16 protein-coding genes are annotated in these 20,786 nt (G+C 44.6%); all 16 read left to right on the forward strand.

Annotated features, from left to right (window positions below; genetic code table 11):
* Nucleotides 1-69: 69 nt before the first annotated feature.
* The 16 genes from I8U27_RS03945 to gucD all read left to right on the forward strand — a co-directional run bounded on the left by I8U27_RS03945 (nucleotide 70) and on the right by gucD (nucleotide 20,731).
* The gene (locus tag I8U27_RS03945; RefSeq protein ID WP_232345233.1) at nucleotides 70-744 is read left to right on the forward strand and encodes a GntR family transcriptional regulator; all 675 of its coding nucleotides are present in this window, start codon (nucleotides 70-72) and stop codon (nucleotides 742-744) included.
* 291 nt (nucleotides 745-1,035) lie between these two features.
* A complete protein-coding gene (locus I8U27_RS03950; protein ID WP_181750712.1) occupies nucleotides 1,036-2,190 on the forward strand; it encodes a Gfo/Idh/MocA family protein in 1,155 nt (384 codons plus the stop codon).
* 76 nt (nucleotides 2,191-2,266) lie between these two features.
* Complete coding sequence (locus I8U27_RS03955) at nucleotides 2,267-3,427, forward strand: extracellular solute-binding protein (protein WP_181750713.1); 1,161 nt, start codon at nucleotides 2,267-2,269, stop codon at nucleotides 3,425-3,427.
* Nucleotides 3,428-3,490: 63 nt separating this feature from the next.
* On the forward strand, nucleotides 3,491-4,594 hold the full coding sequence (locus I8U27_RS03960) for an ABC transporter ATP-binding protein (protein ID WP_232345234.1): 1,104 nt from the start codon (nucleotides 3,491-3,493) through the stop codon (nucleotides 4,592-4,594).
* A gap of 4 nt (nucleotides 4,595-4,598) precedes the next feature.
* The gene (locus I8U27_RS03965; RefSeq protein ID WP_181750714.1) at nucleotides 4,599-5,462 is read left to right on the forward strand and encodes an ABC transporter permease; all 864 of its coding nucleotides are present in this window, start codon (nucleotides 4,599-4,601) and stop codon (nucleotides 5,460-5,462) included.
* Nucleotides 5,463-5,482: 20 nt separating this feature from the next.
* Entirely contained in the window at nucleotides 5,483-6,361 is an 879-nt protein-coding gene (locus tag I8U27_RS03970; protein WP_181750715.1) for an ABC transporter permease, read from the forward strand.
* Between the two features lie 173 nt (nucleotides 6,362-6,534).
* A complete protein-coding gene (locus I8U27_RS03975; protein ID WP_181750716.1) occupies nucleotides 6,535-7,611 on the forward strand; it encodes a Gfo/Idh/MocA family protein in 1,077 nt (358 codons plus the stop codon).
* A 17-nt stretch (nucleotides 7,612-7,628) separates the two neighbouring features.
* Nucleotides 7,629-8,033 carry a VOC family protein gene (locus tag I8U27_RS03980; RefSeq protein ID WP_181750717.1) on the forward strand — a complete coding sequence of 135 codons (405 nt, stop codon included), beginning with the start codon at nucleotides 7,629-7,631 and terminating at the stop codon, nucleotides 8,031-8,033.
* Nucleotides 8,034-8,105: 72 nt separating this feature from the next.
* Nucleotides 8,106-9,509, forward strand: coding sequence for a glucuronate isomerase (gene uxaC / locus I8U27_RS03985; protein WP_181750718.1), 1,404 nt, complete (start codon nucleotides 8,106-8,108; stop codon nucleotides 9,507-9,509).
* A 33-nt stretch (nucleotides 9,510-9,542) separates the two neighbouring features.
* Nucleotides 9,543-11,669, forward strand: a complete 2,127-nt coding sequence (locus I8U27_RS03990) for an alpha-glucuronidase family glycosyl hydrolase (RefSeq protein WP_181750719.1) — start codon at nucleotides 9,543-9,545, stop codon at nucleotides 11,667-11,669.
* Between the two features lie 115 nt (nucleotides 11,670-11,784).
* Nucleotides 11,785-13,674: a carbohydrate-binding protein gene (locus tag I8U27_RS03995; protein WP_232345235.1), complete on the forward strand. Its 1,890-nt coding sequence runs from the start codon at nucleotides 11,785-11,787 to the stop codon at nucleotides 13,672-13,674.
* Between the two features lie 196 nt (nucleotides 13,675-13,870).
* Nucleotides 13,871-14,956 (forward strand): mannonate dehydratase, encoded by a 1,086-nt coding sequence (gene uxuA / locus I8U27_RS04000; RefSeq protein ID WP_181750720.1) that lies wholly within the window; start codon nucleotides 13,871-13,873, stop codon nucleotides 14,954-14,956.
* Nucleotides 14,944-15,792, forward strand: a complete 849-nt coding sequence (locus I8U27_RS04005; RefSeq protein WP_181750721.1) for an SDR family oxidoreductase — start codon at nucleotides 14,944-14,946, stop codon at nucleotides 15,790-15,792. The genes uxuA and I8U27_RS04005 overlap by 13 nt, the downstream gene beginning before the upstream one ends.
* A gap of 18 nt (nucleotides 15,793-15,810) precedes the next feature.
* A complete protein-coding gene (locus tag I8U27_RS04010; RefSeq protein ID WP_181750722.1) occupies nucleotides 15,811-18,006 on the forward strand; it encodes a dihydroxy-acid dehydratase domain-containing protein in 2,196 nt (731 codons plus the stop codon).
* A 229-nt stretch (nucleotides 18,007-18,235) separates the two neighbouring features.
* Entirely contained in the window at nucleotides 18,236-19,138 is a 903-nt protein-coding gene (locus I8U27_RS04015; RefSeq protein ID WP_181750723.1) for a fumarylacetoacetate hydrolase family protein, read from the forward strand.
* A 126-nt stretch (nucleotides 19,139-19,264) separates the two neighbouring features.
* Complete coding sequence (gucD, locus tag I8U27_RS04020) at nucleotides 19,265-20,731, forward strand: alpha-ketoglutaric semialdehyde dehydrogenase GucD (RefSeq protein WP_181750816.1); 1,467 nt, start codon at nucleotides 19,265-19,267, stop codon at nucleotides 20,729-20,731.
* Nucleotides 20,732-20,786 lie beyond the last annotated feature (55 nt).

Here is a 20,786-nt window from a genome sequence, read left to right on the forward strand (position 1 = left end):
CATACTAGTATGATTAGAGTATTAATTATACAAGTATATCTGATTACCGATTGTGAGGTGAAAGACATATTGACATTTAAAACACGCATCAACGGTTCAACAAGGGATTTTATCTACCAAACACTTAGAGAACAGATTATTAATTTAGAGCTAAAGCCGGGAACAAAGATTTCAGAGAAGGAAATCGCGGAGAAGTTTAAAGTAAGCCGTACGCCGGTACGCGAATCGTTTCTTAAGTTGGCACAAGAAGAGTTGCTGGAAATCTATCCGCAAAGCGGAACAATCATATCTCGGATCGATTTGGATCATGTAGAAGAGGCAAGATTTACCAGAGAGATGATTGAACGCGGGATTGTAAGAATAGCTTGTGGCGAATTTCCGGAAGAATTGCTGTTTCAGCTGGAATCGAATATCACCATGCAAGAGTTATGTGTTGAGAAAGGGAATCATCAGCGATTGTTTGAGCTGGATGAGGAGTTTCACAAAACTTTGTTTTATGGATGTAAAAAAAACCGAACCTGGGAAATGATTCGGCAGATGAATTGCCATTTCGACCGGATCCGCATGCTTCGATTAGCTTCCAACACAGATTGGAGGGTAGTGATTTCACAGCATAAAGAAATCTTTGATTTAATCATAAAGAAAGATCCGGATAAGGCAGAAAAAGCAATGATGAACCATTTGAAACTAGTCATTCTGGAGAAGGAAGAATTGCAGATTCGCTATCCGGATTATTTCAAATGAACGGAGTAGATAAAAGGACGAAGCAGCAGTAATTATCTTTGAGTTAACGAAACGCGATTGAATCAAAAAAACCTGAAAGCGGGAATTCCGGTTTATGTATGGAATAGAAGATCTGTTTAAACCGGTCTTTCGACTCTTGATATGTAAGCGCTGTTACACGGACTGTGGCTATGGTCGGATGGCCCATTGATGGTTTTAATGAACCTGACAAGAGTATATGAATCGAAAAACTGTTACTTTTACTCATTGATAATCTGTTCAACCGTAAAGATAGAAATGGAGGACCAATCCATGATCAATATTGCCATTGTTGGTACCGGTGCCATTGCAAGATCGCATATTGAAGGGTATCTTGCATTCCCCGAAAGGTGCAAAATCGTTGCGTTAGTGGATATCTATCCACAGAAGGCTGCTGAAACGGGTAAAAAGTTTAAATTAAATGCCGAGATCTTCAGTGATTACAGGGATCTGTTGGATCGTCCCGATATTCATGCGGTTTCTATCTGTACACCTCCTTATGTGCATGCTCCCATTTCGATTGATTTTCTCAAAGCGGGCAAACATGTTTTAGTTGAAAAACCAATGGCCTCTTCATTAAAAGAATGCGATGAAATGTTGGAAGCAGCTGCAACAAGCAATAAGCTTCTTTCGGTGGTTGCCCAAAATCGGTTTAGAACCCCGGTCATGAAGTTAAAACATGTCCTGGATACCGGATTGATCGGTAAAATTGCACACGCTCAAGTAGATTCATTCTGGTGGCGCGGTTATAGCTACTATGATCTATGGTGGCGCGGAACATGGGAAAAAGAAGGGGGCGGCTGTACGCTCAATCACGCCGTTCACCACATTGACATGCTTCAATGGATGATGGGCATGCCATCCGAAGTGTCGGCCATGATGAGCAATACGTTACACGATAATGCTGAGGTTGAGGATTTATCCATTGCTATCTTCCGTTATGAAAATGGAAGCTTATCCCAAATTACAAGTTCTGTTGTTCATCATGGGGAGAATCAACAATTAATTTTCCAGGGAGAAAAAGCCAGAGTGTCTGTTCCGTGGAAAGTTAAGTCCTCCAAGTCGAAGGAAAATGGTTTTCCACTGGAAAATCCAGAACTAGAGCGGGAAATTCAAACGATTTATGATCAGTTCCCTGAAGTAGTCTATGAAGGTCATCAAGGACAAATCGATGATTTCCTTACAGCGGTTAAACGCGGGACCAGCTTACTGATTGACGGGGTTCAGGGAAGGCGGACACTTGAGCTCATTACGGCAATATATAAATCGGCAAGTCTTGGACAAACCGTGAAGCTGCCTTTGGCAAAGGATGATCCATTCTATACAAGAGAAGGAATATTGGCCAACGTACAGCATTTCTATGAAAAGAAAAACAGCATTGAGAATTTTAAAGACAATGTAATTACCACTGGCGGAAAATATGAATAAGCCACTTATGCCCTAACTATGAATAATATTCCCATCATTCAATTAAACAATATCCTTTTTACGGGGAGGATTCGTAATGAAAAAAGGGCTAGGAATACTTTTAAGTCTCGCATTGACGGTTGGAATACTGTTAACTGGATGCAGCAGTGATGGAGCAGGAAGCGGCTCTCCTCAGAAAATCACGGTTTACACCGTTGCTGGAGGGGATGAATACTACAAAGATGTGCTGGTTCCCATGTTTGAAAAAGCAATGAAAGGAAAGTACAAGGTCGAATACGGGCGATCGACACCTCAGGAGCTGATTAACAAAATAAAGGCCCAGGGAAAGAACGGCAACATCGATGTCGTTATATCGGGGGTAGACGCATTGCCTATAGGCATGAAGCAGGGGCTCTGGGAGCAGATTCTGCCGAAGTACGGCAAAGAACTTCATGCTGATGAATTGAATGAATTGTCTCAGGCATATGTCAAAAAATTCGATGGGTATGGCATCCCAAACAAAACCGGTCCAGCGGGTCCCGTCCTTGCCTACAACAAGGATAAAGTGAAGCAGCCTCCAAAAACTTATGAAGAATTGAAACAGTGGGTGAAAAAACATCCTAAGAAATTTATGTATGCAGCCGTTCCGTCCAGTGGACCGTCCCGCGCATTCTTCTTTGGACTCGCGCAAAGCATGGGAGAAGATTATAACAAAGTAGAAAGTTTGAATAAGACATGGAGCTATTTAGAGGAGATTGGCCAAAACATTGATCTCTATCCTTCAAAAACATCTGATTCTTTCAACTATCTGTATGACGGAACAGTGGATATAATCCCGCACTCACCTTTATGGGCTGCCATGCTGAAAGCGACCGGAACTTTACCTCCGAATATTGGTCTTATTAAGTTAACCGACGCGAAAACAGTTGTAGATTCACATTTCTATGTGATGCCTAAGGACCTTCCGGAAGATCGAAAAAAGGCCGCATTGGAATTCATTGGTTTCGCTTTATCAAAAGAGGCTCAGGCACAGCAATTGGCGACCGGAGCGATCCCATCCAACAAAAATGCGACGCCGGACCTCATTCTGCCTCAATACAAAGATGATTATAAAAAAATCATAGACAGTGTGATTCCGGAATTTAAAGATGGTGACATGATGATCATCCCGAAAGGAGATGGCGTGCTGTTCCCAGATCCGGATCCAATGAACCAAATCTATAAGACATGGGAAGAAAAAATCCAGTCGAAAAAGTAAGCGGTTTCCTTAATCTCGGCCTTGTGCGCAAGGTCGAGATTCATATACAAGAGGAGGGATAAAATGGAACAAGCTGTAACGTATAAGGAAAAAGCGACAAGCACAAGTGTACAAATGAAGGACCTTGTTAAAAAATTCGGTAATATAACAGCGGTTTCATCGGTCAACATAGATGTTGACAGCGGCGAATTCATGACCCTGCTCGGACCCAGCGGATGCGGCAAAACAACCATTCTCTCGATGATATTGGGAATTCTGGAACCGACCTCCGGATCCATCTCTTTTGATGGGCAAGTCATCAGCCAGACCCCTATGAATAAGAGAGATGTAGGAATGGTTTTTCAGAATTATGCCTTATTTCCACATATGACGGTCGCACAAAATGTTGCTTTTGGACTGGATATGAGAAAGGTGCCAAAAGAAGAAAAGGAACGAAGAGTAAAGCAAGTTCTGGAAATGGTACAGCTCAGTGATTTGGCCGCCCGCTTTCCCAAGGAACTTAGCGGAGGGCAGCAGCAACGGGTTGCCCTTGCAAGGGCTCTGGTCATTCGGCCGAAGGTGCTGCTGTTGGATGAGCCGTTAAGTAACCTGGACGCAAAATTGCGCAAAGAGATGCGGATTCAATTGAAAAGGCTGCATGAGGAAGTAGGAATTACCACCATCTACGTTACCCATGACCTGGAGGAAGCCCTTTCCTTATCCACTAAAGTGGCGGTGATGTCTAAGGGGATTGTCCGGCAGATCGGATCACCGCAAGAAATTTTCTTGCAGCCAAAAAATCATTTTGTGGCCAATTTCGTCGGATATGGAAACTTTATCCACGGAAAATTAAAAAAAGAAATAGACAAATATTTTGTATTTGAAGCAGATAAGGGATTCACATTGCGGGTGAGAAAAAATGGACATCATCGTGTGGGTGACTCTGTCATTCTCACGATTAAACCGGAAAATGTAAAAATTGTGGGCGAAAAAGAAGAAGGGGCCAACTGCATTAAAGGCAAAGTTCTGATCAGCGATTATGTCGGCAGTACGACTAGTTATGAGATCCTTTCAGAAAAAGGGGATATCTTGAAAGTCAATGTTCTGGGATTAGAGCCTCTTCCGCAAAATCATACCATTAATCTTTACCTTGCCCCCGAAAGCTTACTCATTTTGGATAAGGAGTGAAAAGATGAACCAGCAGCCGACAACCAAAAAAACAGATTTTCTTCTTTTACTGCCAGCGTTGCTTCCCATACTGATTCTATTCTTATACCCGCTTCTGAAAGGAGTGTTACTAACGTTTCAGCCTCAAGGGGGAACTGGTTTTACCCTGGAAAACTATATCCAGTTTTTTGCGAAGCCCCAATATTATCAAACGATATATAAAACGTTATACCTTGTTGTCCCCGCCGCATTTTTGGAGTTGTTTGTTGCTTTTGCGATTGCTTATTTTATTCGGGGAAAGAGGAAAGGCAAGAGCCTTATAGCAGGATTAGCCATATTTCCTCTCACATTGGGATCACTGATCGTAGATATGGGGATCATCTCCTTTTTTAAGCCTGCGGGATGGTTTAATCAATTGTTTCTGGGTTTAGGAATCATAGATGAGCCGTTGAAGCTTGTGTACAACTATTGGGGTGCGTTTATTGCCCTGTTTATACTTGGTGTCGCTTTCATTACTTCGAACTTTGTCGGAATGATGGATTCCATTGATCCCAATTTGGAGCAAGCTGCCCGCTCCCTTGGAGCCAGCGAATGGACAACGTTTCGGCGCGTGTTCTTTCCGTTGATCCGTTCCAATGTGTTAACCGTATTTGCCTTGAATCTCATTATGCAGATCGGGGTATACACATCCGCCGTCATCGTCGGGAATCCTGCGTCAGAAACACGCACATTTGCGGTGGTCGCCTTTGAGGAAGCCATGCGCAATTTTAACTATAACATGTCCAATACGGTTGCGATGATCATGGCGATCACTCAAATCGTCTGTCTTGCAATCGTTTTCTGGATTCGCAAGCGCGGATATGTCGGGTCCGCATCGACATTTAAATAAGAACAGAGGAGGGATTTCATTTGCATACGGAAACAACCATGCCCAAACAGGTTGAAGCGGATAATTCAAATCAATCACATGGAATATGGAATTTTCTAAAATACCTCAGAGCCATTCCATTTTGGATCATTATTGTATGTTTCATCACGCTGGTCATAGGCATGACAGTGGCTGTCTTTTTTAACGCCTTTGCTAAAGCGTGGAATGGTACGATTCTTCCCGACGGATATACGCTGCAATGGTTTAAGCAAGCCTGGGTTTCCTATGAAATAGGTAATTACTATCAAATTACTTTAGAGATCGTTTTTTCTGCGACAGTGATATCCCTTGTTTTAAGTTTACCTACTGCTTATATTTTAGCTCGCAGGGACTTTCCCTATAAGAACTTGCTCATCGGCTTTTTCCAAATGCCCTTTACTTTGCCCGAACTGGTGTATGCCATACCGATTACTTCTATATTTTACTCCATCGGATTGGCGGAGACGATGCCAGGTCTCATTCTCGTCAATTTGATCATAGGGATTCCCTTCTCGGTTTTTATCTTGATTCCATTCATCGAATCATTGGATCAGCGTTTGGAATGGGCGGCCCAATCTCTGGGAGCCAGCAAATTTAAGATGTTAACGAGAATTATTATCCCTCAGCTGATCCCTGGGATAACCGCTTCGGCGATTAACATTTTTATCCGTATGTTTAGTAACTTTACGATTATCTTATTGATTTCCGGTCCAGAAAAACAAACCCTTCCCGTCATGGTGTTTAGTGTGCTTAGTAGTTCGGGTTCACAGCCTCCTCAGATGTTAAATTCATTAGCGCTTAGTTTGATGTTCCCATTACTTTTCTTTGCTTTTTTCAGCCTTTGGTTCTCTTCTTACACTCAACGCCGGTTAGGAAAATAATGTTCCAGGAAAAAGATATTTTGCTGGTAACAGCTCTACAACCAGTAAGATTTCGGATATAAGTTTGTCGTTGTTCATATTCAGCAGCAGGAAGATAACGTAAAAAAGATAGTTCTCTTATGTTTGGATTTATGATTAGAATACTGAACTATTCGCAAAGTGGGGTGGCGACATTGTCAAACAAAGATGGGATGAATTATGCTCCAAAAGGGAAACCAAATCCTGTTGTAAAAGAAGGGGATTTTCTTTTTGCGGCTATCGGATTGGATCACGGGCATATCTACGGTATGTGCAATGGTCTGATTGAAGCGGGTGCAACACCTAAGTGGGTTTATGATCCCGATCCTAAAAAGGTTGACGAGTTTTGTAAAAGATATCCAAATGTCCTGGCTGCAACTTCAGAAGATGACATTTTGCAGGATCCATCTGTTCAATTAGTAGCCAGTGCAAAAATCCCTTCTCAGAGATGCGATTTAGGGTTGAAAGTATTGGATCACGGAAAGCATTATTTCTCCGACAAACCTCCGTTTACCACCCTGGAACAACTGGAGGCGGCCCGTAAAAAAACAGCGGAAACAGGATTAAAATGGGCGGTTTATTATAGTGAGCGCTTACATGTGGAAAGCGCTGTGTTTGCGGGTCAATTGATTAAGGAAGGGGCAATCGGGCGAGTCGTACATGTGATTGGAACAGGTCCGCACCGCAGCAATGTGAAAAGCAGACCTGAATGGTTCTTCCAAAAAGAGCATTATGGCGGAATCCTGTGCGATATCGGGAGTCATCAGATTGAACAATTCCTGTACTATGCGAACGCGAAAGATGCCAAGGTCCTTCATAGTAAAGTGGGCAACTATAAACACAAAGACTATCCCGGACTGGAGGATTTCGGTGATGCCACTTTACTTGCGGATAATGGAGCAACCCATTATTTTCGGGTAGACTGGCTGACCCCTGACGGGCTGGGGACATGGGGGGATGGAAGAGTTCTGATCCTGGGAACGGATGGTTACATCGAAGTGAGAAAATACATTGATATTGCCCGTGATCAGAATGGCGATCACCTGTATTTGGTTAATCATCAAGGAGAGAAACATTATGTATTGAGCGGCCAGGTTGGATTCCCGTATTTTGGGGAGCTCATCCTGGATATCTTGAACGGCACGGAGAATGCAATGACACAGGAACATGTGTTTAAAGCGGCCGAACTGTGTCTCATTGCTCAGAAACAAGCTATCCGTGTTGAAGAATAAGAGAAGGGGTGGACATTTTGATCAGATCCGTGGGGCTCCACCATGTAAGTTTATCTGTATCAGACCTGGAAAAAGCCAAAGACTTTTACGGAAGAATTTTGGGTCTAAAAGAAATTGAGCGTCCTCCTTTTGATTTCCCCGGAGCATGGTACAGTATAGGAACGCAACAGATCCATCTCATCGTTCACCCAGCTTCGGAAACCATTCGCCGCAATGAAAAGATTGATACGAAAGAAGGGCATGTTGCCTTAAGGATAAAGGATTATGATGAAGCACTCTCGTGGCTTCGTAAGCAAGGGGTGAAGGTCTTGGAAAAACCGGATAGCAAAAGTGGCTTTGCCCAGATTTTCTGTTGTGATCCCGATGGTAATATAGTTGAGTTAAATGTGGATAGGCAGGACTATATTTCCAAAAAGAACTGATTGTGTCTATTCATTGAGAGATTCTTTGTGGTGGCTTGAGTACTGAAAAATAAAAGAGAGGGTGCTCTTTCATTGATAACTTTTATTCATGAGGATTTTTTATTAAATAATGAAACAGCAAAAGTGCTTTACCACGAATATGCCAAGCAGCTGCCGATTATTGACTACCATTGTCATTTAAACCCGCAAGAAATCGCCGAAAATAAACAATTCCGCAATCTGACGGAGATTTGGCTGAACGGCGATCATTACAAGTGGAGAGCCATGCGAAGCTTTGGGATCGACGAAAAATTTATCACAGGAGACAGCGATGACTGGGAGCGGTTTCGTAATTGGGCTAAAACAGTCCCCTATTGCTTGGGAAACCCTTTATACCACTGGACACATTTGGAATTAAAGCGATATTTTGATGTCGATATTTTGCTTAATGAGGATACCAGCAAGGAAATCTGGGAGCACTGCAATAAGTTGCTGCAACAAGAAAACTATCGTTCGCAAAAAATTATTGAAAGATCAAATGTAGAAGTGGTTAGCACAACGGATGAACCTGTTGACGATCTAGCCTATCATCAGCTGATCCGAAAAAATGAAAAGGTTAAAACAAAAGTTTTACCTGCTTTTCGGCCAGATATGGCACTTGAAATTAACCAGCCGACATTTCAGGAGTTCATCAAAAAATTGTCTGAAGCAGCGGGTTGTGAAATAACTACCTTCGAGAAATTCTTGGAAGCACTTGAGAAACGGATTCATTATTTTCATGATGCAGGATGCCGGATCTCAGATCATGGAATTGAATATCTGCCATATGAAGAATGCTCGTATAAGGAAGCGTCAGCCATTTTTATAAAAGGAAAAAATGGTGAACCTGTTTCGAAACTGGAAGAAGACAAGTATAAAACGTTTACTTTGCTGTTCCTGGGGAAATTATATCATTCTTTAGATTGGGTCATGCAATTGCATATCGGGGCGATCAGAAACAATAGCAAGAGGTGGTTTAAGCAGTTAGGACCGAATACCGGTTACGATTCCATAAGAGATTTTGAGTTAGCCAAGCCGCTTAATCAATTTTTAAACGCTTTAGATGAACAAGATCAATTGCCAAAAACCATCCTTTATAACTTGAATCCAATCCATAATTATGTCGTTGCTTCTGCTTGCGGCAATTTTCAAACCAATGGAGGAAGAGGGAAAGTGCAATTTGGGGCCGGCTGGTGGTTTAACGATCAGAAAGATGGAATGCTCAAACAGATGACAGACCTGGCAAATGTAGGCCTGCTCAGCACTTTTGTCGGCATGGTGACCGATTCAAGAAGTTTCCTTTCCTATACCAGACATGAATATTTTAGGAGGATTTTATGTGATCTCATAGGGAGATGGGTTGAACTTGGGGAAGTGCCAAGGGATTATAAGTTGCTTGGAGAATTGGTTCAGAACATTTGTTACTACAATGCCAAAAATTATTTTGAAATTAATTAAGTTATAACTGATATTATTGCAGAGATGTTGAGGATGAGAGGGGAAATTTCATTGGAGAATTATAAAGAAAATCGAAATGTTAGTAATGAGTACGTACCTAATCATGGGAATGAATATGCCTGCTGGCTGCAATATAACAAAATCAAGGAATCTGCTTGGATGGAGGAATACAAAACATGGTGTTCCAATCTGGTAGTTGTAGAAAATTCTGAGGTGATCAATTCCGCGAAAGCGGAACTATTACGAGGCATTTCTTCCATGCTTGGATTTAATCCTTCTGTTTTAATGGAACCCCAACAAAAAACATTGATCATGTTGGGTACAATCGGAAAAACGGATCTGCTTGACAACCGAATCAACAAGCAGGAATTCGAACATTTAAATCCGGATGGATATGTGATTAAAACGGTGACGGTTGGTGAACACAATCGCCTCCTACTCATCGGGAAAACGGAAAAAGGGGCACTTTATGCGGCATTTCATCTGCTCCGATTGATGCAAACCAGAAAGCATCTTCACAATCTGGATATCATCCAGAATCCGAAGAACCCTTTAAGAATGATCAACCAGTGGGATAACATGGACGGCAGCATCGAGCGTGGATATGCCGGGAAGTCCATCTTTTATGAAAACAATAAAATTACCACCCGGTTAGATCGAATCAAGGATTATGCACGATTACTCTCGTCGGTGGGTATTAATGCAATTGCAATCAACAACGTGAATGTTCATCAGGTGGAAACGAAGCTGACCACCTCCGAATTTTTACCTGATGTGGCAAAGATCGCGGATATATTCAGAGCCTATGGCATTCGAACATTCCTCAGTATCAATTATGCAAGTCCGATTCAAATTGGCAACCTGCCGACAGCAGATCCTCTGGAGCCGAAAGTAAGAGAGTGGTGGCGCGAGAGAGTCGAGGAAATCTATCGTTACATCCCTGATTTCGGGGGATTCTTGGTAAAAGCAGATTCAGAACACCGCCCGGGACCATTCACTTACAACAGAAACCATGCTGATGGAGCAAACGTAATCGCTGAAGCCTTAAATCCATTTGGAGGATTGGTCATCTGGAGATGTTTTGTTTACAATTGCCTGCAGGATTGGCGTGACAGATCCACTGATCGAGCGAAAGCGGCTTATGACCATTTCAAACCGCTCGATGGGAAATTTCTGGATAATGTCATCCTTCAGATCAAGAATGGCCCTATGGACTTCCAAGTGCGCGAGCCGGTCTCCCCATTGTTTGGAGCAATGGAAAACACGAACCAGATGCTTGAATTCCAAATAACTCAGGAATATACAGGACAGCAAAGGCACCTTTGTTACTTGGTGCCACAGTGGAAAGAAGTATTGGATTTTGACACCTTCGCAAAAGGTGAAGAATCGACTGTCAAACGGATTGTAGACGGTTCCTTGTTTCAATATTCAAACTGTGGAATAACCGCTGTTTCCAATATCGGGAATGATACCAACTGGACAGGACATACGCTTGCACAAGCCAACTTATATGGATACGGTCGTTTGACTTGGGATCCTGATCTTTCCTCAGAAGAGATTACCGATGAGTGGGTAAGGCAAACATTTGGACATGACCCCCTTGTCGTTGAACAAATAGGAAAGATGTTGATGGATTCATGGCGGATTTATGAGAATTATACTTCTCCTCTGGGCATTGGCTGGATGGTCAATCCCGGTCATCACTATGGACCCAATGTAGACGGGTATGAATACTCGGTTTGGGGAACTTACCATTATGCCGATTGTCACGGGATTGGAGTCAATCGAACGGTCAAAGACGGAACCGGATATACAGGACAATACTTTCCGCCAAATGCCCAAATATACGAATCGTTGGAGTCCTGTCCGGATGAATTGCTCTTGTTCTTTCACCACGTCCCCTATACACATCGTTTAAAATCGGGTAAGACTGTTATTCAACACATCTACGACACCCATTTTGATGGTGTAGAACAGGCTGAGGGCTTAAAACAGCGATGGACTTCATTAAAGGGAAAAATTGATGATGCGAGATATGACTCTGTATTGAAAAGGCTCAATGAACAGATTGAGCACGCCAGGGAGTGGAGAGATGTAATCAACACATACTTTTACAGAAAGTCCGGTATTCCTGACGAACAAAATAGAACCATTTATTGAGCAAGCCAATTAGTAAATCGAACGAAAGGGCGTGACAATGAGAATGATGAGAAAAAGTTTTGGAGTTATTGCTAGTATTTTACTTTGCTTTTGTTTGATCTCGGGAACCATTGGATTGCCATCGGCACAGGCGAGATCGTCAGTCAGCGCCATTGATTGGAACGCGGAACTTCAGCATGTGGATGGTTTCGGCGGTTCGGGCGCGTTTCACAAAGCCGGTTCCATCATGCGTCTTCCGGAACCGGTCCGCACCAAAATTTTGGACATGATTTTTTCCCAGGAGAAAGGAATCGGCATCACTATCGTACGCAACATGGTCGGTGACGGGGGAACATGGGGCAGCAAGGAATACGACGGGCCGACTGATACGATCGAGCCTGAACCTGGCGTCTTCGTGTGGGACGACCCGGAGTGGGAAACGAAAAAGAATAATTTCGACAAGTACCAAATCTGGTTTATGAATGAGGCCAAAAAGCGGGGCGTCACCACGTTCATGAGCACCGTATGGAGCCCACCGGCCTGGATGAAAACGAACAACAGCGTACTGGGCAAAGGAAACGGGAAGCTGAAGCCCGAACATTATCAGGATTTTGCCGACTACCTGGCCGAATACGTTCTCGGGTATAAGAAACATTTCGATCTGGATATTTCTTATATATCGATCGCCAACGAGCCCGGTTTGGCTCCCAACTATTCGGGATGCGTATGGACGCCGGAAGAAATGAATTTATTTATTCGCGATTATTTGGGTCCTACCTTCAAAGCGAGAAACGTACCGGCGAAGATCGTCATGCCGGAGGACATGAGCTTCTCCGAGGAGTACGCGCTGCCGGCGTTGAACGATCCGGTGACGGTCAATTATATCGACGTCGTGGCTGCACACGCGTACGGAATCGGGACGGACGTGCCGGCTTTCCCGGTATCGGCGGAGAAAGGAAAGACGATTTGGCAAACCGAATACATGAACCAGGGCGCCGAGAGACAAACATATGAAAACAATACGATCACGGATGCGCTTCGGTATGCCAATCTGATCGGCAACATGTTCGACATTACCGGCATCAGCGCCTATTTCTGGTGGTGGCCCGCAGCGAACAACGGCGCCGACGGCTCCGATCTGATCCGTCTCGCCAACGACGGCTCGAATCAGGCGATAAAACCGACGGAAAACGGCTTGTTCCGGGTATTTAAAAGGTACTATGCGTTCGGAAATTACAGCCGTTTCGTGCGGCCGGGATATGTCATGATTGGGGCGGAAAAGCACCCTGTCGACGATGTGATGATCACCGCTTATAAGGATCCGAATACCGGAAATTTCGCGATTGTAGCTATAAACAACAGCACCGCCAAACGGAAAATTACATTCGAGCTAAACCATTTCCCGGATCGGGTGAAAGAGGTCGTTCCGTACCGGACATCCCCGAATGAAAACTTGAAAAAGCTGGACTACGTGAAGGTGAGCGGAAACTCCTTCACCGTTGACCTGAGGGGCTCCAGCGTAACGACGTTCATTCCGAAAGCGTTCGAATTGCCTGCGCTGGAGGACATGAAGGATGTGTTCTCAACGTATGAAGCGGAAGAAAACGACGGCCAGTCGAAAGGACTCGTCACGCACAAGGACGACGCGGGCAAGTCGCACTTGGCCAACGTGAGGAACGGAGACTATATCAAATATGGGAACGTGAATTTTGCCGACGGGTCCGCAAACGGTACGGTGGAAAAACGCCAAATTCTTAGTATGAATGCGCACGTGGCCTCCCTCCATGGCGGTACCATCGAGGTGCGACTTGACGATCCGGAAGACGGCAAGGTCGTCGGAACGATGACAGTGCCGACGCTGAACGATCCCGGACGTTGGGTGACCGTTTCGACGATGATCGATACGAATCCGGAAGACGGCGCGTACGGGTTTCACGATATGTACCTTGTATTTAAGGGCAAGAGCAAAGAACAACTATTCTACGTCGACGCGTTTACGTTTGGCGACGGAATCGAGAGCCCGTAGAATTGATCCAGATTGTTCAAGTAACTGGCCTAAATAGCCGTGACACCATTGGGTACCGCCAGATTTAAAAAAAACGTACGCTAAGGACCGGAATCTCATGAAAAAAGCCGATTTTCCGTACGCTAAAGAAAGGAAATCGACATTAACTTTTTTATTGTATACCTCAAGAATTGTATCAGGGATCGGAGGAATAAACGTGAGAATGGTATTTCGTTGGTTCGGCCAAGGCAACGACCATGTTTCTCTCAGACATATTAAACATATTCCGGGTGTAGAGGGAATTGTGTGGGCTCTTCACGATGTTCCGGCAGGGGAAGAGTGGCCGATGGACAAAATTTTGGAGGTAAAAAAACAAGCGGATGAGCACGGTTTAAATATTGATGTTGTTGAAAGTGTCAATGTTCATGAGGATATTAAACTCGGGCTTCCAACGAGAGCTCAATATATTGAGAATTACAAAAGAACGATAGAAAAATTGGCTAAGGTTGGCGTCAAAGTTATTTGCTATAACTTCATGCCTGTATTTGATTGGACCAGGACGGAGCTGTACAAAGAACTGGAGGATGGTTCAACGGCTCTCTTTTATGAAAAAGCGAAGGTAGAGAATATGGATCCGATCGAATTGGTGGGTAAGATTGCGGACAATCCGAAATATACCATGCCAGGATGGGAGCCTGAGAGATTAAAGCACCTTTCCAATCTTTTTGAAGCGTATAAGAATGTAACAGAAGAAGATTTATGGAATCATTTACGGTATTTCCTGGAAGAAATTATTCCTGTCGCTGAGAATAATGATATTAAGATGGCTATTCATCCTGATGATCCGCCTTGGTCTATTTTCGGACTGCCAAGAATTATTACCAACAAAGAGAATATTAGAAGGTTATTAAAGCTTGTTGACAGCCCGTACAATGGTGTAACTCTCTGCAGCGGTTCGTTAGGTGCAAATCCAAAGAACAATATAGCGGAAATGGTAAGAGAATTTGCCGATCGGATTCCTTTTGCCCACATTAGAAATGTAAGAGTCTATGAAAACGGTGACTTTATTGAAACATCTCATAGAACGTCTGATGGCACTGTGGATATTTATAATATCGTAAAGGCATATCACGAGAATCATTTTACAGGATATGCAAGACCGGACCATGGAAGACATATCTGGGATGAGAAATGCAGGCCGGGCTACGGTCTTTATGACAGAGCTCTCGGAATTATGTACTTATGGGGTATTTGGGATTCTTTAGAAAGAGCGAAGCAGGAGGGATTTTCATGCTCCCGATAAATGAAAATTTAAAAGGAAAAGTTGCGGTTATTACTGGTGGAAGCGGAGTTCTTTGCGGTGCCATGGCCAGGGAGCTGGGCAGACAGGGCCTAAAAGTGGCTGTTTTAAACCGGAATGCAGAAAACGGTGAAAAAGTGGCAGATGAAATTCGCCAAGCAGGCGGTGAAGCCATCGCTGTTTCCTGTAACGTGTTAGATGCCGAAAGTGTAAAGAGAGCGGAAAAAATCGTCTATGACACGTTCGGTGCTTGTGACATCTTGATTAACGGTGCGGGCGGGAACCATCCAAAAGGGATTACCACGAATGAAACATTAAAGATTGAGGATCTTGACAATAAAGAAATTACAACATTCTTTGACTTAAGTGAAGATGGGTTTGGCTTTGTATTCAACTTGAATATACTTGGAACACTTATTCCCACCCAAATTTTTACCAAGAAGATGATTAATAAAAAAGGTGCAATCGTCATTAATATGTCCTCCATGAGTGCTCCATCTCCAATGACAAAAGTGCCGGCTTACAGTGCAGCGAAAGCGGGGGTTGAAAACTTTACGAAATGGTTAGCTGTTCACATGGCGGAAGCAGGAATTCGAGTAAATGCAATTGCTCCTGGTTTTTTCCTGGGAGAGCAAAACAGAAAACTTTTACTTAATGAAGATGGCTCTTTAACCGAAAGATCACATAAAATCATTTCGCATACCCCGATGCGGCGATTCGGTTCTCCCGAAGATCTGCTGGGAACATTGATATGGCTTGCGGACGAGAATATGTCAGGGTTTGTGACCGGAATTACGATCCCCGTGGATGGTGGATTTATGGCTTATTCGGGTGTATAGGAGAGGAGAATAGACCCCATGCCACAATATCCATTGATGAATACCGTTAATCCATATGCATCCAATGTACAAGGAAAAGCGAATGAACCGATATGTGTCGCCGGATTTCTTGACCGGGCCAAAATAGTCCTTGGATCAGCCTATGAAGGTCCAGCTCCCGATTGGAGTTTGGATGCTGTCTATGACCGCCTGGAAGCAAATGCTCCCCGGATCGCCATTATCGGGGGATCTCCTGATCACCCTGCCCATATTATGGATTATTTGACCTCAGCCCGAGCGGCCATCCGAATCTGGCAGAATGGCGGCGTTCCATTTTACTTTTCCACCCCGGTTATGTGCGACGGTACAGCCCAGAGTACGATGGGAATGAGTTATTCGCTGCAAAGTCGGAATGCCGTGGCGCAGATGGTCATCAACCAGATTGAATCCCACGCGTATCATGGAGCCTTTGTGATCCAGGGATGTGACAAGCAGCCGTTAGGCGTTGTAAGTGCCGTGGTTCACGTTGACCGGGTTCGGCGAGAAAGAGGAGAAGCGCCATTCTTTGCGACTTTTGCACCAGCTCATGTGCTGCAGGGCGGTACCATCCCTTCCGCTTTGTATGCTGAACTGGAACAGTTGGCCCAACTCTGGGACCGGAACGGGAATGAAGATCTTGCTTATGACTTGAGAGATGCCATGGCCTATATCCTTCAGTGCACATCTAACACCGCTTTCCAAGGAGTTTTGGAGAGAGCAAGAAATCGCAACCTCATCAGTAAAGAGAAACACAAAGATTATGAAAAACGTTTGGCTGTGGCAACCTGTGACGGAAAAGGCGGTGTGTGTGCGTTTAATGGTACAGGAAACAGTTCGCGTCATTTGGTTGCAGGGTTGGGGTTGGTTCATCCGGCCATTGAACTGCTTACCGCTCCTCCTGAACAGAAGCAGGTCAATCAAGCCTTGGATAGCCTGGCCGTCATGATGAATAATCCGGTTTACGGTGCTGCCAATGTGATGGCTTCCAACATTCGCAATGCAATCCGAATCCATAGCGCCACGGGAGGTTCAACCAACCTGATGATGCACGTGGTGGCAGCCATGCTTTATGGTGGCTATGCATTTAGTCTATCGGATTATGACAAGATTCATCATGAAGTTCCGATTCCCGACTTATTTGACTACAGCCTGACCCAGGGCAGGGACATCTTTGTACTGGCTATGCAGTGCTGCAGCGGGAAGAGCAGAGGGATGGAAAGCCTTTTCTATGAGCTGATTCAAAACGGGGTGCCGATGGATGTGGATGCACCGACTGTGACCGGTACAAGCTGGCGTGAACGACTTACCAGCCTGGATAACCTTTCCGCAGATCATGTAAAAGAAAATCCGATCATCCTATCCAAGCCTCGCCGGCCATTCAGCGGTGTCGATGTGCTGGCTGGGAATTTCTTTGAAACTGCCGTGGTCAAAATCAGCGGCATGACGACAGACCAGCTGGATCAATTTGATAAGAAGGCTGCCTTTGTTCTCTACTACGAAAATGAGGATGATGCCAACCGGGAATTGCTTGATCCGGATCTTTTGAAAAAAATCAAGGGAAATCGGACCTTCAGCCACGATAATCTATTAGCTGTTTTCCAAAACAATGAACCTGACAGCTTTGAAGATTTGAAAGAGCTGGATTACGAAGCATTGTTTGACAAAATGACGGAAAACGGGGCGCTGAAGATCGCGGTTGTTATTTCCGGTCAAGGGCCTTTGGCTTTTGGAATGCCGGAGATGTTTACCCCGATGCAGCACATTAATGCCAACCATAAATTGAAACGCCTGGCTACCTTGATTAGTGACGGCCGCTATTCCGGGGTTACCTATGGAGCAGCCATCGGTCATATGACCCCGGAGGCGCTAGTGGGCGGCGGTATTCTCTATCTGCAAACGGGGGATCTTCTCTACTTAAACCTGCGCAAACGCCAGGTACAGTACTTGAATGAAATATCATTCCGCTTTGGAGCCATTGAATTCAAATTTGACCATGTTATCGAGGAGAGACGAGATCTGGCGGCAGAGAGATTAGAACGCATCCGCAAGCGCCAGCGCCTGGTGGCGGCAGGCAATCGAATGGTTGCTCATACCGACGCAGCCAACGGGGTGGTGCCGATTGCAGTCTATGAACAGGCGGAACTGGATTACAAGACAGACATTACACTTCCTGCTCAGCAAATCAAAGATAAATAGGAACGGGTACAGCGATTAGCATCTCCAACCTGGGATCGCGAGTAAATGATCAAGACCTGCAGAAGGCAGCTAGCGAAATGTCGGCGCAAATGGGCTATGCATGACACCAGTACCCCTTTTTAGTGCTTAGGGTAAAGGTATTCATCAAGTGAGATCGTTGTCTATGCACTTCCATTCTATATTAATAATGGAACGAGGTTTTATATTATAAAACTGGAGGCCATTACCTATGCGAATCATTCGATTTCTAAATGAAAATTTAGTCCCTACTCTTGCGGCCCTAACCGATGACGAGAAAGTTTATGTTTTGCCCCATCGAGATTTTATAGAATTGGTGCAAGTGGCAGAAGAGCAGGGGTCTACTCCCCTTTCTCTCATTGAGGGCATTATGGCCACTTCCAATCCGCTTGACGGGGCGGCATCGGATTTGAATCTGATCGTACCGATTGAAGCTCCTGAGGTATGGGCGTGCGGCGTAACCTACGAACGCAGCCGTGATGCGCGCAACTATGAGGCTACTGGAGGAAAGTTGGATCAAAGCACATTCTACGACAAGGTTTATGATGCGGAACGACCTGAAGTCTTCTTTAAATCCACAGCAGCACGTACGGTCGGACCTAATCAGAACGTTTACTTGCGAAGCGATTCCACTTGGCAAATTCCAGAACCTGAATTAGGATTGGTCATCAGCAAAAGCGGAAAGATTGTTGGATACACCATCGGGAATGACATGAGTTGCCGTGATATTGAAGGAGAAAACCCGCTTTATTTGCCACAGGCAAAAATTTGGAGATATTCCTGCTCTATCGGTCCAGCTATCCGCTTAGCGGAAACTGTAGAGGATCCTTACAATTTTGATATTACTTGCCGAATCTATCGAGACGAAAAGCTGGTAGTAGAAGGTTCAGCCAATACTGGGCAGCTGAAGAGAAAGTTTGATGAGCTGATAACATACTTAGTGCGAGACAATGAGGTGTTTGATGGAACTGTACTGCTAACCGGTACGTGCATTGTTCCTCCAAACGAATTCACCTTGGAAGATGGGGATCGAATTGAAATTGAGATCTCCCGTATTGGAGTTCTGAATAACCCAGTGAAAAGTCAAGTTGGCAAATCTGTTGGCGCTCAATAGCGGGAATTTTGGAACAGCATGATCTTGGCATTTGGATAATAGGACCTGCTTTTTAATTGATTAACGCGCAAAACTACATTTTATGATATAGAACAATTAATTGCAAGGAAAGGATGGATGGAGAAAATGGCTGTGCAAACCGATGTAAAAAAATATCAAAACTATATCAATGGTGAATGGGTTTCTTCTTCTACTAACCAGGTGGATGCAAGCATTAACCCTGCCAACAAAAATGAAATCGTTGGCTACGTTCAAAAATCCGCCAAGGAAGATTTGGACCTAGCCGTTGCTGCGGCTAAAAGTGCCCAAGCACAATGGAAAAAACTATCTGGTGCGGCAAGAGGACAGTTTCTGTATAAAGTTGCAGATGAATTGGAAAAGCGTTTGGATGACATCGCAGAAACGATGACCAGGGAAATGGGAAAAACGCTGCTTGAAGCAAAAGGAGAAACCGCTCGCGGGGTTGCGATTCTTCGCTATTATGCGGGTGAAGGGATGCGCAAAATCGGAGATGTGATTCCTTCTACTGACAGTGAAGCGTTGATGTTTACCAGTCGCGTTCCGCTTGGCGTGGTTGGTGTGATTACACCTTGGAACTTTCCGGTGGCCATCCCTGTTTGGAAAATGGCACCAGCTATTGTATACGGGAACACCGTGGTATTAAAGCCGGCTCAAGAAACAGCTGTTACGGCCGCAAAGGTGATTGAAGCGTTTGGTGCAGCGGGTCTTCCCGCCGGAGTCGTGAACATGGTTACCGGTCCCGGATCCGTGATCGGTCAAGGAATCATTGATCATCCGGATATTGCGGCTGTTACTTTTACGGGTTCCGATATCGTTGGAAAGCTCGTGGGACAAGGTGCGCTTGCTCGCGGTGCGAAATACCAGCTTGAAATGGGCGGTAAGAATCCTGTCATCGTGGCAGCGGATGCTGATCTTGATGTGGCGGTGGAGCAAACCATTAACGGGGCGTTCAAGTCCACCGGTCAAAAATGTACGGCTACCAGCCGCGCGATCATAATGAGTGAAGTTTATGAGGTATTCAAAGAAAAGCTTCTTGCAAAAGTGAAAGAAATCAAAGTCGGAAACGGGTTGAATCCGGACACCTGGATGGGGCCTTGCTCCAGCGAAAGCCAACTGAACACTGTCCTTTCCTACATTGAAAAAGGTGTGGCAGAAGGAGCCGCTCTATTAACCGGCGGCAAACGAATGGACGATGGTGAATTATCCAATGGATTTTATGTTGAACCGACTGTATTTGAAAACGTGAGACCGGATTCGATCATTGCACAGGAAGAAATTTTCGGGCCGGTACTGGCGTTGATCAAAGTGGATACGTTGGAAGAAGCACTGAACATTGCCAACGATGTGAAGTTCGGATTAAGTGCGTCGATCTTTACCCAGAATATTGGAAACATGCTTTCCTTTATTGACGAGATGGATGCAGGTCTTGTCCGCATTAATGCGGAGAGTGCAGGGGTTGAGCTCCAGGCTCCGTTCGGCGGCATGAAGCAGTCCAGCTCCCATTCACGTGAGCAAGGACAGGCAGCGATGGAATTCTTTACTGCGGTAAAAACCGTTTTTGTAAAATCTTAATTCTCAAGGGCTCGTTGTTCGCCTGGGCTTACCTACAGAGGAGGGAAAAGATGAT

It is taken from the genome of Paenactinomyces guangxiensis (assembly GCF_016055185.1).
Taxonomy (GTDB): Bacteria; Bacillota; Bacilli; order Thermoactinomycetales; family Thermoactinomycetaceae; genus Paenactinomyces; species Paenactinomyces guangxiensis.

What these genes read in the sequence shown, in the direction of transcription:
- I8U27_RS03950 (WP_181750712.1), top strand. Translation starts at nt 1,036, where the DNA reads ATGATCAATATTGCCATTGTTGGTACCGGTGCCATTGCAAGATCGCAT.
- I8U27_RS03955 (WP_181750713.1), top strand. Translation starts at nt 2,267, where the DNA reads ATGAAAAAAGGGCTAGGAATACTTTTAAGTCTCGCATTGACGGTTGGA.
- I8U27_RS03960 (WP_232345234.1), top strand. Translation starts at nt 3,491, where the DNA reads ATGGAACAAGCTGTAACGTATAAGGAAAAAGCGACAAGCACAAGTGTA.
- I8U27_RS03965 (WP_181750714.1), top strand. Translation starts at nt 4,599, where the DNA reads ATGAACCAGCAGCCGACAACCAAAAAAACAGATTTTCTTCTTTTACTG.
- I8U27_RS03990 (WP_181750719.1), top strand. Translation starts at nt 9,543, where the DNA reads ATGAGAGGGGAAATTTCATTGGAGAATTATAAAGAAAATCGAAATGTT.
- I8U27_RS04005 (WP_181750721.1), top strand. Translation starts at nt 14,944, where the DNA reads ATGCTCCCGATAAATGAAAATTTAAAAGGAAAAGTTGCGGTTATTACT.
- I8U27_RS04010 (WP_181750722.1), top strand. Translation starts at nt 15,811, where the DNA reads ATGCCACAATATCCATTGATGAATACCGTTAATCCATATGCATCCAAT.
- I8U27_RS04015 (WP_181750723.1), top strand. Translation starts at nt 18,236, where the DNA reads ATGCGAATCATTCGATTTCTAAATGAAAATTTAGTCCCTACTCTTGCG.
- gucD (WP_181750816.1), top strand. Translation starts at nt 19,265, where the DNA reads ATGGCTGTGCAAACCGATGTAAAAAAATATCAAAACTATATCAATGGT.